This is a genomic window from Streptomyces actuosus (assembly GCF_016921115.1).
In the GTDB taxonomy this organism is placed as follows: Bacteria; Actinomycetota; Actinomycetes; order Streptomycetales; family Streptomycetaceae; genus Streptomyces; species Streptomyces actuosus_A.
In genome coordinates this window covers 111,278-126,164 of record NZ_JAFFZS010000005.1, presented here as the reverse complement: position 1 = coordinate 126,164, position 14,887 = coordinate 111,278, and the positions used below count along the sequence as shown (strand labels likewise).

Sequence of the window (14,887 nt, the reverse complement as noted above, 5' to 3'; positions counted from 1 at the left end):
ATACGGAACCGGGTGTCTGCCTGTTCAACCAAGGCGCCGCTACTGCTCGGCGAGGGCGCGGAGTCTGCTGAGCGCCCGATGCTGGGCCACACGGACGGCGCCGGGTGACATTCCCAACATCTGACCCGTCTCCTCTGCGGTGAGCCCGACCGCGATGCGCAGCAGGAGCAGCTCGCGCTGGTTCTCCGGCAGGTTGGCCAGCAGCTTCTTGGCCCACTCGGCGTCGCTGCTCAGCAGGGCACGCTCCTCGGGACCGAGGGAGTCGTCGGGCCGCTCGGGCATCTCGTCGGAGGGCACGGCCGTCGAACCGGGGTGACGCATGGCGGCCCGCTGCAGGTCGGCGACCTTGTGGGCGGCGATGGCGAAGACGAAGGCCTCGAAGGGGCGGCCGGTGTCCTTGTAGCGCGGCAGCGCGAGCAGGACGGCGACGCAGACCTCCTGGGCCAGGTCCTCGACGAAGTGGCGGGCGTCGCCGGGCAGCCGGGACAGGCGGGTGCGGCAGTAGCGCAGCGCCAGGGGGTGGACGTGGGCGAGCAGGTCGTGCGTGGCCTGCTCGTCGCCGTCGACGGCGCGATGGACGAGTGGACCGATCGCTCCGTGGGCAGGAGTGGTCGCCTCGTCGTCACGCATCGGTCCATGGTGCCCTGCGGCCGTAAGGTCCGCGGCACCGCGCCCGTCGTTGTGCACCGAAGCGTTATGAGCAGGTGCGCCGGAAGTCATCCGCTGCGCCCTCCCCTTCCGCTCGACCGACTCCCCGAGGAACTCCACACCTCAAGGATGCGGCATCCGCGCCGAAACGAGCAGCGGGCACCCGCGGGACCCCTCGACCGGCCCCGCCCGCGGTACGGCGAACAGGGGTCGGACGGTGGTCCGGGCCCTGTCGCCGTTCCGCCCGGCGGGCGGGGTCCGCGCCCGCCGCGCGGCATCGGCGCGGGGAGAGGGGCGGTGCCGGCAGGCTCGGGTCGGCGGCCCGGGCGAGGCAGGTCCGCACGGCCTCGCGGCGGGCCGCCAGGGGGGAACGAGGGGACGTACGCCCCCGCTCGGAGGCGGTCGGCCGCGCGGCCGGGGGCGGTGCCTCCCGCTCGCCGCACGGCGGCCGGGGACCGGCGGCCCGGTTCGGCGCCAGGGAATGGCCGGGGCCTGTCCTTCGGATCGGGTCGCCGCCCGGCCGCGATGTCCTACCGGGGGCGGCGTGCGCTGCCGGGTGCGTGCAGCCGCTCGGCGGGTGCGGGCGCCGGCTCGCCGCGCCCACGGCCGCGGGTGGCGCGGCGGATGCGTGGGCCGGGCCCCGCGTCCGGGACGTGATCCGAAAGACGGGCCCTACCGCACCAGGCCCCACCGGAATCCGAGCGCCACGGCGTGCGCGCGGTCCGAGGCGCCGAGCTTCTTGAACAGGCGCCGGGCGTGGGTCTTGACCGTGTCCTCGGAGAGGAACAGCTCGCGGCCGATCTCGGCGTTGGAGCGACCGTGGCTCATGCCCTCCAGGACCTGGATCTCCCGGGCCGTGAGGGTGGGTGCGGCGCCCATCTCGGCCGAGCGCAGCCGGCGCGGGGCCAGTCGCCAGGTCGGGTCGGCGAGCGCCTGGGTGACCGTGGCCCGCAGCTCCGCGCGGGAGGCGTCCTTGTGCAGGTACCCACGGGCGCCGGCGGCCACGGCCAGGGCGACCCCGTCGAGGTCCTCCGCGACGGTGAGCATGATGATGCGCGCACCGGGGTCGGCCGACAGCAGTCGGCGGACGGTCTCCACACCGCCCAGGCCGGGCATGCGGACGTCCATGAGAATCAGGTCGGAACGGTCGGCGCCCCAGCGGCGGAGGACTTCCTCGCCGTTGGCCGCCGTCGTCACGCGCTCGACGCCGGGCACGGTCGCGACCGCACGGCGGAGCGCCTCTCGGGCAAGCGGGGAGTCGTCGCAGACGAGGACGGAAGTCATGGCCGCCCTCCGCAGCTGATGCGCGTCACCTTGTGCCTCCAGGCTGGTACGAAATCGTCACCTGTGCGGTCGACCGTCTCGGACGCCTGCCCGAGCGCTTGTGTTTTCAACCGCCTCGCACTCTCAACGACGGTCACTCGAAAGAGTTACGGGGTCGTGTGCCATCTTGAGCACTCTACGTGAGGGCGCAGACACAACGGAGATGCACGCGGCGGACCCTCGCGCTTTCATCACAACCGTGCCCCATTCGGCCCCTTTTCTTCCCATCTACCAGTGTCTGAGGCTAGATTCGCAATGAGTCATATTTTCATCTCCTTAGATCGTAGATGTACGGTCGTGGGCACCGTATCCGCTCGAAACGGCTGCAAGGGGTCACGCAATGGCAGATTTCTCCCGCCTTCCCGGACCGAACGCGGACCTGTGGGACTGGCAGCTGCTGGCTGCCTGCCGCGGGGTGGACAGCTCGCTCTTCTTCCACCCGGAGGGCGAGCGCGGTGCGGCTCGGAGCGCTCGCGAGAACTCGGCCAAGGAGGTTTGCATGAGGTGCCCGGTCCGCGCACAGTGCGCGGCGCATGCGCTGGCGGTGCGGGAACCGTACGGCGTGTGGGGCGGATTGACGGAGGACGAGCGCGAGGAGCTGATGGGGCGGGCCCGCAACCGCCTGGTGTCGGCGTCGGCCACTACGGGTGACAACGCTTCGAACAACTGAAGGAACGTTTCTCCCATGCGCAGAGGGCACGCGTACGCGTGCCCTCTGCGCATGGACGGCGCCGACCGGCGCACCCGGGGGCTACACGTCCTGGCGGCCGGCGGCCCGGGCCAGCTGCTCCAGCGTCGCCGCCACGGCCGGCACCTGGGCGAGGTCGGGGAGGGTGAGCGCCACGACCTCGCGCCGCACCACGGGCTCCAGCCGCAGCATGCGCACACCGCGCGGGCGAACGGAATCCGCGGCGAGCCGGGGCAGCACGGCCACACCGAGACCCGCCCCCACCAGGCCCACCACGGCCGGGTAGTCGTCGGTGGCGAAGTCGATGCGCGGGATGAAACCCGCGCCCGCGCAGACCTCCACCAGCTGGCCGCGACAGCGCGGGCAGCCGGCGATCCACGGCTCGTCGGCGAGGGCGCCGATGGCGACGGACCCCGAGGCCCCGGCACGCGCGAGGGGGTGGCGCTCGGGGACGAGGGCGATGAGCGGGTCCCGCAGCAGGGGCCGGAGGACGAGGTCGTCCCACTCCTCCGCGAGCGCGGCGCCCTCGTAGCGGAAGGCGAGGGCGATGTCGCAGTCGCCGGACCGGAGCAGGTCGACCGACCGGGGCGGCTCGGCCTCCTCCAGGGAGACCCGGGTGCCTGGGTGCGCGGCGCGCAGCGCCGCCAGCGCGGTGGGCACGAGGGTGGAGCTGCCGCTGGGGAAGGACACCAGCCGCACCCGGCCGGCGCGCAGTCCCGCGATGGCCGCGACCTCCTCCTCGGCGGCGGTCAGCCCGGCGAGGATCCCGGCGGCGTGCCGCACCAGCGCCTCGCCGGCCTGCGTCAACCGCATCTCGCGGCCGCTGCGGACCAGCAGCGGGGTGCCGACGGAGGCCTCCAGCGCCTTCATCTGCTGACTGACGGCGGGCTGGGTGCAGCCCAGTTCGCGCCCCGCCGCCGAGAAGGACCCGGTGGCGGCGACGGCGCGCAGGACACGGAGATGGCGGGCCTCGATCACGCCCCGAGTATAAGCGAAGCTTGGACAAGGCGGCACATAATGCGTCGACACTTTGATCCGCGGTCCTCTACCGTGCGCCCATGAAGCTTCTCTCGGTCAATCTGGGCCGGCCGAAGGCCGTGCCCTACACCGATCAGCCGCAGGGCCTGACCGGCATCGACAAGCGCCCGGCAAACGGGCCGGTACGAGTGGCGGCGCCGGGCCCCAAGGGGGTCGGCGCGAGCGGGCTGGCCGGTGACGCGGTCTGCGACACGCGCCACCACGGCGGCGACCACCAGGCGGTCTACGCCGTCGCGCGCGAGGACCTGGACGACTGGGAGCGCGAGCTGGGCCGGTCGCTGGCGCACGGCGCGTTCGGCGAGAACCTCACCACCGAGGGCGTCGACGTGTCCGGGGCGCTCATCGGCGAGCGGTGGCGCATCGGGGACACAGTGGTGCTGGAGGTGACGTGCGGACGCATCCCCTGCCGGACCTTCCAGGGCCATCTGGGTGAGCAGGGCTGGGTGAAGCGGTTCACGCGCAAGGGTGCGCCGGGGGCGTACCTCCGCGTGGTCGTGCCGGGCGAGATCCGGGCGGGCGATCGCGTCGAGGTCGTACACCGGCCGGAGCACGACGTGACGGTCGCGCTGGTCTTCCGCGCGGAGACGACGGAGCGGACCATGCTGCCGCGGCTGCTCGCGGCCGGCGAGGCGCTGCACCCCGAGGCGCGCGAAGCGGCGCGGCGGTACTTGGAGAAGGCCGAGAAGGCCGAGAAGGCCGAGAAGGCCCAGAAGGCAGAAGAGGCGGAAAAGGCGCAGAACCAGCTCCAGGGGCAGGGCGGCTGACAGGGACTCAGCGGGGCGGACGCCATCAGTCCGGGTAACTACGCTTGGCTCATGACAACGGCTCTGATTACGGGATCGACCGCGGGGATCGGCGCCGCGTTCGCGCGGCGGCTGGCGGCGGACGGGCACGACCTCGTGCTGGTGGCGCGGAACACCGAGCGGCTGCGCGAGCAGGCGACCGAGTTGCACGACCGGCACGGCATCGAGGCGGAGGTGCTGACCGCCGACCTGTCCGAGGACGAGGGCATCGAGGCGGTCGCCGCACGCCTCACCGACCGCCGCAATCCGGTCGACCTGCTGGTCAACAACGCCGGCTTCGGCAACAAGGGCCGCTATCTGGACGTTCCCACGGCCGACGAGCTGCGGATGCTGAAGGTGCACTGCGAGGCGGTGCTCCGGCTGACCTCGGCAGCGGCGGAGGCGATGCGGGACCGGGGCCGGGGCGGGGTGATCAACGTGGCGTCGGTCGCCGCCTTCGTGCCGCGCGGGACGTACGGCGCGTCGAAGGCGTGGGTCGTGCAGTTCACCCAGGGTGCGGCGCGCGACCTCGCGGACTCCGGTGTGCGGCTGATGGCGCTGTGCCCGGGCTTCGTGCGCACCGAGTTCCACCAGCGGGCCGGAATGGGCACGGACAACATCCCGGGCTGGATGTGGCTGGACGCGGACAAGCTGGTGTCGGTGGCCCTGGCGGACCTGGCGCGGGGCAAGTCGCTGTCCGTCCCGGATCCGCGGTACAAGGCGCTGATGGGCCTGGTGAAGGTGACGCCGCGGGGCCTGCTGGGCGGGGTCACGTCCAGGACGGGGCGCAGGTACGGTCCCCGGTGACCGGCGGCCGGTGACCCGCCGCCGACGGGTGGGGGCGCGGGTCCGGTGCGAAAATGGGCGTGGCGGATACGGGACCCACGGGGGACCGGAGGCGGCACCATGACGTTCGTACAGCTCATCGACTGCAGGACGAACCGGCTCGACGAGATGAACCGGCTGCTCGACTCGTGGGTCGAACAGACCAAGGGGAGGCGGACGGCGACGCACGCGATGGTCGCCAAGGACCGCTCGGACGCCTCGCACCTGATCGAGATCGTGGAGTTCCCGTCGTACGAGGAGGCGATGCGGAACTCGAACCTGCCCGAGACCGACAGGATCTTCCAGGAGATGGTGGCGCTCTGCGACGAGATGCCGGTCTTCACCGACCTGGACGTGGTGCGGGACGAGCAGCTGAACCTGCTGGCGGCCCGGTCGTTCTTCGCGGCCATGGGCACGATGGAGCCGGACCGGATCGGCGGACACGTCACGGACGACTACGTCGACCACGACCCGTCCTATCCGAAGCCGGTGCGGGGCGTCGACGCGGTCCGCGAGCAGTACACCGAGTGGCTGGCGTCCTTCGACTTCGGCTTCCGCGTCGACGACCAGATGGCGCAGGACGACCGGGTGTGCACCCGCTGGACCTGGGTCGGCAGGCACAAGGGCGACTTCATGGGCATCGCGGCGACCGGTCAGGACGTGACGATGGAGGGCACGACCTGGCAGCGGTTCCGGGACGGCAGGATCTGCGAGGGCTGGTGGACCTACGACCGCGCCGGCCTGATGGAACAGCTGGGCGTACTCGGCGACTGAACGGGGGGTACCCGGCGGCCGAGCCCACCGGGGAGCGGCCCCGCTGCGGCGGTGGCGTCTGCGCACAGGCAACGGGAAGGGCCCCGTTCCGTGCGGTGACGGAACGGGGCCCTTCCGGGAGCGGGTGGGCTCAGTGGGCGTGGCCGTGGCCCGCGCCCGCGGCGGCCGGCTCCTCCTCTTCCTTCTTCTCGACGACCAGGGTCTCGGTCGTGAGCAGCAGGGAGGCGATGGAGGCGGCGTTCTCCAGGGCCGAGCGGGTGACCTTCACCGGGTCGATGACGCCGGCCTTGACCAGGTCGCCGTACTCGCCGGTGGCGGCGTTGTAGCCGTTGCCCTTGTCCAGCTCCGCCACCTTGGAGACGATGACGTAGCCCTCGAGGCCGGCGTTCTCGGCGATCCAGCGCAGCGGCTCGACGGCGGCGCGGCGGACGACCGCGACACCCGTGGCCTCGTCGCCGGTCTTGTCGAGGTTGCCCTCCAGGACCTTCACGGCGTGGACCAGGGCGGAGCCACCACCGGAGACGATGCCCTCCTCGACCGCGGCGCGGGTCGCGGAGATGGCGTCCTCCAGACGGTGCTTCTTCTCCTTCAGCTCCACCTCGGTGGCGGCGCCGACCTTGATCACGCACACGCCGCCGGCCAGCTTCGCGAGGCGCTCCTGGAGCTTCTCGCGGTCCCAGTCGGAGTCGGTGTTCTCGATCTCGGCCTTGATCTGCGCGACGCGGCCCTCGACGTCGCCCTTCTTGCCGGCGCCGTCGACGATCGTGGTGTCGTCCTTGGTGACGGTGATGCGGCGGGCGCTGCCGAGCACGTCGAGGCCGGCCTGGTCGAGCTTGAGCCCGACCTCCTCGGAGATGACGGTGGCGCCGGTGAGGACCGCCATGTCCTGCAGCATCGCCTTGCGGCGGTCGCCGAAGCCGGGGGCCTTGACCGCGACCGCGTTGAAGGTGCCGCGGATCTTGTTGACGACCAGGGTCGACAGGGCCTCGCCCTCGACGTCCTCGGCGATGATCAGCAGCGGCTTGGAGGAGCCGGCCTGGATGACCTTCTCCAGCAGCGGCAGCAGGTCCTGGATGGAGGAGATCTTGCCCTGGTTGATGAGGATGTAGGGGTCCTCCAGGACGGCCTCCATGCGCTCCTGGTCCGTCACGAAGTACGGCGACAGGTAGCCCTTGTCGAAGGCCATGCCCTCGGTGAAGTCCAGCTCCAGACCGAAGGTGTTGGACTCCTCGACGGTGATGACACCGTCCTTGCCGACCTTGTCCATCGCCTCGGCGATGAGCTCGCCGACCTGCTGGTCCTGAGCGGACAGCGCGGCGACGGCGGCGATGTCGGACTTCTCGTCGATCGGGCGGGCCGAGGCGAGCAGGTCCTCCGAGACGGCCTTGACGGCGGCGTCGATGCCCTTCTTCAGGGCGGCCGGGGAAGCACCGGCGGCGACGTTCTTCAGACCCTCGCGGACGAGTGCCTGAGCCAGCACGGTGGCGGTGGTGGTGCCGTCACCAGCGATGTCGTTGGTCTTGGTCGCCACCTCCTTCACCAGCTGGGCGCCGAGGTTCTCGTACGGGTCCTCGACCTCCACCTCACGGGCGATGGTGACGCCGTCGTTGGTGATGGTCGGAGCACCGAACTTCTTGTCGATGACGACGTTGCGGCCCTTGGGGCCGATCGTCACCTTGACCGTGTCGGCAAGCTTGTTGACGCCGCGCTCGAGGGCGCGACGGGCGTCCTCGTCGAACTTCAGGATCTTCGCCATGACAGCGGGAGCCCTCTCGAAATCTGTAGGTGAAAAACTACTGCGCCCCGGGCGCCCGGCTTCTCAACAGTCGCGGGGGGCCAGGGGCGCAGCTCAAAGCGGAAGCTTCGGGTGAAGTGTGCTTACTTCTCGATGATCGCGAGCACGTCGCGAGCCGAGAGAACGAGGTACTCCTCGTTGTTGTACTTCACCTCGGTGCCGCCGTACTTGCTGTAGAGCACCACGTCGCCGACCTTGACGTCGAGCGGCAGACGGTTGCCGTCCTCGAAGCGGCCCGGGCCCACGGCCAGGACGACGCCCTCCTGGGGCTTCTCCTTGGCGGTGTCCGGGATGACCAGGCCCGAAGCCGTGGTCTGCTCGGCGTCGAGCGGCTGGACCACGATGCGGTCCTCGAGCGGCTTGATGGCAACCTTGGAGCTGGCGGTCGTCACGATCCGACCTCCCCCTTCGGAGATCTCACGGGGTTAACTGTCTGAGGTGGCGACCAGGTCGATCCGTCGTCGCGGGTGCCGGACCTGCCCGTCGCGTAGTTGGCACTCTCCTGTGGTGAGTGCCAGAGCCGAGACTATGACCGCGATTAGCACTCGGTCAAGCGGAGTGCCAATAGCCGTGCGGCGCGGCGCGGGACGCGAGCCCGGTGACGGGGACCGGACGGGCCTCGGACACCCGCCGGGCGGGCCCCGGGCACGGGCCGGGCGAGCCGCCTCGCCCCGGCCCACCGCTCGCACGCGACACCCACTCGCCGTTACCTGCCCGCAGTCCCCTGCCCGCAGTCCCGCACCTCGGCCCCGGCCCGCAGTCGCCGGTTTCGCCGCCCGCGCGCCCGGCGCCGCCCGTCCCCGCGGTTCTCACAGGTAGTCCTCCAGCCGTCCCACCGTCAGACCCCTGGCCTGGATCTCCCTGAGCAGGCGCGCCGTCCGCTCCTGCAGGGTGAGGCCGGTCGCCCGGTCGGGGTCCACGGCGACGACGTCGCCGGGCTCCAGCCGGTGCGGGCCGTCCGCCCAGGACAGTTCCCCGTCGCCCTCCAGTGCGGCCCGCCACAGGACCACCGCGGAGATGCCGCAGTCGGCGGCGGCCCGCAGGGTCGTGGTGTCGTAGGTGCCGTAGGGCGGGCGGAAGAGGCGGGGGCGGAGGCCGAAGCGGGCGCGGAGTTTGTCCTGCTGGCCGCAGATCTCCGCACGCTGGGCGGCGTAGGGCAGGCCGCGCAGGGCCGAGTGGTCGAGGGTGTGGTTCTGGATGCCCGCGCCGACCGCGCGCAGGCCCGCGAAGTACCCGTAGCCCGGACCGACGACGCTGTCGGTGAGGAACACCGCCACCGGCAGGCGCAGTTCGCGGACCATGCCGACGAACCGGGTGTCGCGTTCGGCGCCGTCGTCGTAGGTGAGGAAGACGACCTTGTCGCGGGTCGGGACGTGGCGGACGACCGGAGGGAGGCCGGGTCCGGCGGCGGGGGCCGGTCGGCGCGCGGCGGGCTGCGGGGGCGGGGCCGGAGGAGCCGTCAGTCCCCAGCGGCGATAGGGCTGTCGGGGGGTGGGGCCGTGCGAGCGGACCCGCTCCGCGGCCTTCCTGCCGAGCCGTTGGATCGGGTCGACGGACCGGGCGCACCCCGGCACCCACAGCAGCGTCAGCACGGCCAGCAGGACGGCCGCCCGCCCCCGCCTGCTCACAGGTAGTCCTCCAGGCGGGCCACGGCGTACCCCTCGGCGGTCACCTTCTTCAGGAACCGGCGGATCATGTCGGGCATCGTGCCCTTCCAGTCCTTGCGGCCACGGAAGTGGGTGAGGACGATGTCGCCGGGGTGGAGGTCCTGGTCCCACTCGCGGTACTCCCAGTGGTCGACGTAGACCTCCTCGTCCCAGAGCGGGGCGTACCGGATGCCGCAGGCCTTCGCGGCGCGCAGGGTGTCCTGGTTGTAGTTGCCGTAGGGCGGGCGGAAGACGGTGGGGCGTGTGCCGTACCGCTTCTCGATCACGTCCTGCATGCCGCAGATCTCCCGCTTCTGAGCGGCGTACGACAGGCCCGGCAGGTAGCGGTGGTGGAGCGTGTGGTTGTTCAGGACCACGCCCTTGGCCTGCATCTTCTTGAAGTAGCCGTAGTCCTCCTTGATGAGGTAGTCGCTGAGGAAGGCCGTGTAGGGGATCTTCAGGTCGCCCATCATGCGCAGGAAGGCCGGGTCCTTCTCGGCACCGTCGTCGACGGTGAGGAAGACGATCTTCTTCTTGGTGGGGACGGTGGTGAAGACGGGCGGCAGGCCCAGTTCCTCGTGGTCGTCGACCTCGAAGCCGTCCCGGGTGGTGATCCGCGGCTTCTTCGCGGGCGGCGGCGGGGCGACGAGCGGCGCCTCGGACAGGCCCCAGCGCTTGGCGGCGGCGGCGCGGGCGGCACGGGCGGCACGCTGCCCCGCGGCGTACGAGTCGGCGGCGCGGGCCGGCGTCGCGGACTGCGCCTGCTGCTGGCCCGGTGCGGGGCGGGTGCCGGAGGCGTCGCCCTGGGCGCAGCCGGAGGCGACGGCGGCGGCGGTGAGTGCGGCGAGCCCGGCTCTGACCGCTCCGCGCCGACCCGCCCCCCTTTCATCGTTTTGTACGACTACTCGCATGGCGCCGGATCCTCGCAGGTCGCCGTGGAGAACCCGGCCCGGCCGCGCCGCCGGGCGGCACGCCGTCCACCGACTGGCCCACAATGAGCCGGTGAACGACCTCGCCCCGCTCCTGACGCCCGAAGGCCGTGCCCTCCTCGACGAGGTGCGCGACACGGACCCCGCAGACGAACTCGCCGTCGCCACCCGTCTGCGCCGCAGCCACCCTGCCGAGCTGGTGTCGGCGGCGCTGGGCCAGGCGCGGCTGCGGCAGCGTGCGGCGGCCAAGTTCGGGCCCGAGGACGCCGGGCGGATGTTCTTCACACCGAACGGGGTGGAGCAGTCGACGCGGGCGAGTGTCGCGGCCCACCGGGCAGAACGGTTCGGGGAGTTGGGCGTGACGTCCGTCGCCGACCTGTGCTGCGGCATCGGCGGGGACGCGATCGCGCTCGCCCGGGCCGGGATCCGGGTGCTGGCGGTGGACCGGGATCCGCTGACGGCCGCCGCGGCGCGCGCCAACGCCGAGGCACTGGGGCTGTCGGATCTGATCGAGGTGCGGGAGACGGACGTGACACAGGTCGACACCTCCTCCTGGGACGCGGTCTTCGTCGACCCGGCGCGACGCGGCGGGCGGGGCCGCATCTTCGACCCCGAGGCGTACTCGCCGCCGCTGTCGTGGGCCGTCGAGGCGGCCCGGCAGCACCCGCACGCCGCGCTGAAGGTCGCGCCCGGCATCCCGCACGATGCGGTTCCCGGCGACGCCGAGGCGGAGTGGATCTCGGACGGAGGGGACGTGAAGGAGGCGGTGCTGTGGTTCGGCGCCGGTCGGCCGGGAGGGGTACGGGCGACCCTGCTGCCCGGGCCGCGCAGCCTGGCCGGGCGGGGCCTGCCCGACCCGTCCGTGCGTCCCGTGGGCCGTTACCTGTACGAGCCCGACGGCGCGGTGATCCGCGCCCATCTGGTCGCCGAGGTGGCCGAGGAGGTCGGCGGCGGGCTGCTCGACGCGACCATCGCGTACGTCACGGCCGACGCTCTGAGGCCGACGCCGTACGCCACGGCGTACGAGATCACCGACCGACTCCCCTTCAACGTCAAGAAGCTGAAGGCGCTGCTGCGGGAGCGGGAGGTGGGCGTACTGACCGTGAAGAAGCGGGGGTCGGCCGTCGAACCGGAGGAGCTGCGGCGCAAGGTGCTGCCCAAGGCGCACGGCCGGCGCGCGGTGACCGTCTTCCTGACCCGGGTGGCCGGGGCGCCGTCGATGCTGCTCGGGCACCCCGCCTGAGCCGCGTCGCCGTGCTCGCGCCGCCCGCCTCGGGGCCGGGGCGGGCGGGCCCGGACGGCAGCGCCTACGAGGCGCTGCCCGCCGCCTGGGCGGCCCGGAGCAGCAGCAGGTGCCGTTCCCGCTCGTTGCCGGTCAGGGACGCGGCACGTGCGAACTCGGTGCGGGCCTCCTCCGCACGCCCCAGGCGCAGCAGGAGGTCGCCTCGGACACTGGGCAGCAGGTGGTAGCCGCCCAGCTGGTCCGCGACGGCGTCGACGACCTCCAGGCCCGCGGCCGGGCCCTCGGCCATGGACACGGCGACCGCGCGGTTCAGCTCGACGACCGGGGAGGAGGTGCGGGCGGCGAGCAGGCCGTAGAGGGTGGCGATGGCGGCCCAGTCGGTCTGGTCGTAGGTGTACGCGCGCGCGTGGCAGGCGGCGATGGCGGCCTGGAGGGCGTACGGGCCGGGGGCGCCGGCGGCCGTGGCGCCGGCGCGGTCCAGCGCGGCCACGCCCCGGGCGATGAGCATGCGGTTCCAGCGGCTGCGGTCCTGGTCCCGCAGCAGGACGGGCTCGCCGTCGGGGGCGGTGCGGGCGGCGAGGCGCGAGGCCTGGAACTCCAGGAGCGCGGCCAGGGCGTGCACCTCCGGCTCCCCGGGCATGAGCTGCGCGAGCTGCCGGGCCAGCCGCAGCGCGTCCTCGCACAGCGCCGGGCGCAGCCAGTCGTCGCCGGTGGTGGCGGCGTAGCCCTCGTTGAAGATCAGGTAGATGACGTCGAGGACGGAGCCGAGGCGGGCGGTGCGGTCGGGGCCGCGGGGCACCTCGAAGGGGACGTTCTTCGCGGCGAGGGTCCGTTTGGCGCGGACGATCCGCTGGGCGACGGTCGCCTCCGGCACCAGGACGGCGCGGGCGATCTCGGCGGTGGTGAGGCCGCCGAGCAGCCGCAGGGTCAGGGCGATGCGGGCGTCGGCGGACAGGACCGGGTGGCAGGCGGTGAAGACCAGGCGGAGCAGGTCGTCGTCGATGTCGTCGGGGTCGGCGGGCTCCTGCGGCGGGATCGACTCGGGCAGGTCCCGGCCGATCTCCCGGAGCTTGCGGGCGTAGGTATCGCGGCGGCGGATCAGGTCCACGGCACGGCGGCGGGCGGCGGTCGTGAGCCAGGCACCCGGGTTCCCGGGCACTCCGTCGCGCGGCCACTGCTCCAGAGCGGCGACCAGGGCGTCCTGGACGAGTTCCTCGGCGATGCCGACGTCGCGGACGAGGCGGGCGACGGCGGCGATGACGCGGGGGGACTCGAGCCGGAAGACGGTCTCGATGGCACCGCCCGGGCCGGTGGCGCCGTCGGGTCCGGAGGTGGGCTGCGGTGTCACAGCCCACCATCCAACACCGGGCGGGGCCGCCGGCCAAGGACGACTCAGCCCTCCGCGATCTCCCGGACCTCGCAGGTCACCGTCCAGTGCTCCTCGTGGATCCGCAGGAACCGCTTGGTCCACTCGATCGCCTCGGGCATGTCCTTGGCCTGCATCAGCGCGTAGCCGCCGACGACCTCCTTGGTCTCGGTGAACGGCCCGTCGGTGACGGACAGCTGCCCGCCCTCGTAGTGGACCCGGGTGCCCTGGGCGCTCGGGGCGAGCCCGGCGGTGTCGAGCAGGACGCCGGCCTTGGTCATCTCCTCGATCAGCTCGCCCATGCGCTGCATCAGCTCGGGGCTGGGGCCCGCGGCGGGCGCGTTGTTCTCGTCGATGCGCACGAGCGACAGGTAGCGGGGCATGGTGGCCTCCTCGTGGGGTGCGGGGCCGGGTCCTTCCCGGCCTCTCACCCCTTGCGTCGAACGAGGGCCGGCCCGATCGACACGTGCCGCGGATTTCTTCGGGAGATTCTTTCGGCCGGCCACCGGGTGGCGCCGCGGGCCTGCGGTCGGCGCCCCCGGCAGGGGGCACCGACCCGGATCCGCCGCCGGTTCCGGAGCGGCCTCCGGACAGGCCCGCGCCCCCCCCGTGAAGGGATCACCCCCCGGTCGCAGGCGCCCGGGTGCTCGCCCGCACGACCAGGCTCGTCGCCAGTTCCACCCGCGTCGCCACCGGCGTCTCGCCTCCGCGGCCCAGTTCGAGGACGAGTCGGGCCGCCGCCTCGGCCATCTCGGTCAGCGGCTGCCGCACGGTCGTCAGCGGCGGCCCGACCCAGCGGGCCACCGGCAGATCGTCGAAGCCGACCACGCTGAGCTCCTCGGGGATGCGCAGCCCCAGCTCGCGGGCCGCCTCGTACAGGCCCAGCGCCTGCAGGTCGTTGCCGGCGAAGACGGCGGTGGGGCGGTCGGGCAGGCTCAGCAGCTCGCGGCCCAGGCGGTAGCCGGCCTCGTGGTGGAGGTCGCCGGTGCGGATCAGTGCCGGGTCGGCGGGCAGCCCCGCGGTCTCCAGCGCGGCCCGATAGCCGTCCATCCGGGCCCGGCTGCACATCATCCGCTGCGGTCCGCTGATCGCGGCGATCCTGCGGTGCCCGAGGTCCACCAGATGCCGGGTCGCGGCGAGTCCGCCCTGCCAGTTGGTGGCCCCGATGGACGGCACGTCGGCGCCCGGGTCGCCGGCCGGATCCATCACCACGAACGGGATGGACCGGCTGGTCAGCAGCGCCCGCTGGGACTCGTCCGGACCGGACAGGACGAGGATCACGCCGTGCGGGCGGCGGGCGGCGACCTGGTCGGCCCAGGTGCGGCCCGGAGTGTGCCGGCCGGCGCTCTCGCTGAGCACGACGCTCAGCCCGGCGTCGCGCGCCACGTTCTCCACACCGCGGATCACCTCCATCGCCCACGCGCTCTCCCACTCGTGGAAGACGAGGTCGATCAGCGGCGAGCGGCTGGCCTCGGCCCTGCGGCGCCGGTAGCCGTGGGCGCGCAGCAGGTCCTCGACGCGGCTGCGGGTCGCCGGGGCGACGTCGGCGCGGCCGTTGAGGACCTTCGAAACAGTCGGGGCGGAGACGCCTGCCTCGCGGGCGATCTCGGCGAGGGTCGCGGTCCGGCTGGAGCGCCCTTTGCGCTGGGTCTCGGCGGAGTCCGGGGCTGCCATGGCGGCGATCGTAACCCCGACCGTCCGGGAACGAAGCCTGCGGCCACGAAAGGCGGATCGGTAGATTCGCGGGGATCGGCGAAACATTCTGCCTCGCGGTCCCCATGGCGCCCGCCGCATCCTTCGGTGGCCGCACCACGGGGCCGCACCACCGAA

At 72.8% G+C, this 14,887-nt stretch carries 15 protein-coding genes; 5 read left to right on the top strand and 10 right to left on the bottom strand.

The window, feature by feature from the left end:
• Positions 1–39 precede the first annotated feature (39 nt).
• A complete protein-coding gene (locus tag JS756_RS09130; protein WP_205382494.1) occupies positions 40–630 on the bottom strand; it encodes a sigma-70 family RNA polymerase sigma factor in 591 nt (196 codons plus the stop codon).
• A gap of 690 nt (positions 631–1,320) precedes the next feature.
• The gene (locus tag JS756_RS09125; RefSeq protein WP_003948568.1) at positions 1,321–1,932 is read right to left on the bottom strand and encodes a response regulator transcription factor; all 612 of its coding nucleotides are present in this window, start codon (positions 1,930–1,932) and stop codon (positions 1,321–1,323) included.
• A 379-nt stretch (positions 1,933–2,311) separates the two neighbouring features.
• Here JS756_RS09125 and JS756_RS09120 point away from each other — a divergent pair, with 379 nt between their 5' ends.
• Entirely contained in the window at positions 2,312–2,641 is a 330-nt protein-coding gene (locus tag JS756_RS09120; protein ID WP_205382493.1) for a WhiB family transcriptional regulator, read from the top strand.
• A gap of 81 nt (positions 2,642–2,722) precedes the next feature.
• Here the strand turns inward: JS756_RS09120 and JS756_RS09115 are convergent, their stop codons facing one another.
• Positions 2,723–3,637, bottom strand: a complete 915-nt coding sequence (locus tag JS756_RS09115) for a LysR family transcriptional regulator (protein ID WP_205382492.1) — start codon at positions 3,635–3,637, stop codon at positions 2,723–2,725.
• Between the two features lie 80 nt (positions 3,638–3,717).
• Between JS756_RS09115 and JS756_RS09110 the strand changes: the two genes are divergently transcribed.
• The 3 genes from JS756_RS09110 to JS756_RS09100 all read left to right on the top strand — a co-directional run bounded on the left by JS756_RS09110 (position 3,718) and on the right by JS756_RS09100 (position 6,078).
• A complete protein-coding gene (locus JS756_RS09110) occupies positions 3,718–4,461 on the top strand; it encodes an MOSC domain-containing protein (protein ID WP_205382491.1) in 744 nt (247 codons plus the stop codon).
• A gap of 51 nt (positions 4,462–4,512) precedes the next feature.
• Entirely contained in the window at positions 4,513–5,286 is a 774-nt protein-coding gene (locus JS756_RS09105; RefSeq protein ID WP_205382490.1) for an SDR family NAD(P)-dependent oxidoreductase, read from the top strand.
• A gap of 99 nt (positions 5,287–5,385) precedes the next feature.
• Positions 5,386–6,078, top strand: a complete 693-nt coding sequence (locus JS756_RS09100; protein ID WP_205382489.1) for an ester cyclase — start codon at positions 5,386–5,388, stop codon at positions 6,076–6,078.
• A 130-nt stretch (positions 6,079–6,208) separates the two neighbouring features.
• Here JS756_RS09100 and groL read toward each other — a convergent pair whose 3' ends face one another.
• The 4 genes from groL to JS756_RS09080 form a co-directional block, all read right to left on the bottom strand.
• Complete coding sequence (gene groL / locus JS756_RS09095) at positions 6,209–7,834, bottom strand: chaperonin GroEL (RefSeq protein ID WP_205382488.1); 1,626 nt, start codon at positions 7,832–7,834, stop codon at positions 6,209–6,211.
• A 122-nt stretch (positions 7,835–7,956) separates the two neighbouring features.
• Positions 7,957–8,265 carry a co-chaperone GroES gene (gene groES, locus JS756_RS09090; RefSeq protein ID WP_009190181.1) on the bottom strand — a complete coding sequence of 103 codons (309 nt, stop codon included), beginning with the start codon at positions 8,263–8,265 and terminating at the stop codon, positions 7,957–7,959.
• Positions 8,266–8,682: 417 nt separating this feature from the next.
• Positions 8,683–9,501 (bottom strand): polysaccharide deacetylase family protein, encoded by an 819-nt coding sequence (locus tag JS756_RS09085; protein WP_205382487.1) that lies wholly within the window; start codon positions 9,499–9,501, stop codon positions 8,683–8,685.
• Complete coding sequence (locus JS756_RS09080) at positions 9,498–10,430, bottom strand: polysaccharide deacetylase family protein (RefSeq protein WP_205382486.1); 933 nt, start codon at positions 10,428–10,430, stop codon at positions 9,498–9,500. The genes JS756_RS09085 and JS756_RS09080 overlap by 4 nt, the downstream gene beginning before the upstream one ends.
• 91 nt (positions 10,431–10,521) lie before the next feature.
• On the opposite strand from JS756_RS09080, the gene JS756_RS09075 reads away from it, so the two are divergent.
• Positions 10,522–11,691, top strand: coding sequence for a THUMP-like domain-containing protein (locus JS756_RS09075; RefSeq protein ID WP_205382485.1), 1,170 nt, complete (start codon positions 10,522–10,524; stop codon positions 11,689–11,691).
• Positions 11,692–11,755: 64 nt separating this feature from the next.
• On the opposite strand, the gene JS756_RS09070 is transcribed toward JS756_RS09075, so the two are convergent.
• From JS756_RS09070 to JS756_RS09060, 3 genes are all read right to left on the bottom strand, one after another.
• Positions 11,756–13,039, bottom strand: a complete 1,284-nt coding sequence (locus tag JS756_RS09070; RefSeq protein WP_205382484.1) for an RNA polymerase sigma factor — start codon at positions 13,037–13,039, stop codon at positions 11,756–11,758.
• Positions 13,040–13,083: 44 nt separating this feature from the next.
• On the bottom strand, positions 13,084–13,440 hold the full coding sequence (locus JS756_RS09065; protein ID WP_205382483.1) for a YciI family protein: 357 nt from the start codon (positions 13,438–13,440) through the stop codon (positions 13,084–13,086).
• A gap of 235 nt (positions 13,441–13,675) precedes the next feature.
• Entirely contained in the window at positions 13,676–14,731 is a 1,056-nt protein-coding gene (locus JS756_RS09060; RefSeq protein WP_205382482.1) for a LacI family DNA-binding transcriptional regulator, read from the bottom strand.
• Positions 14,732–14,887: the final 156 nt, after the last annotated feature.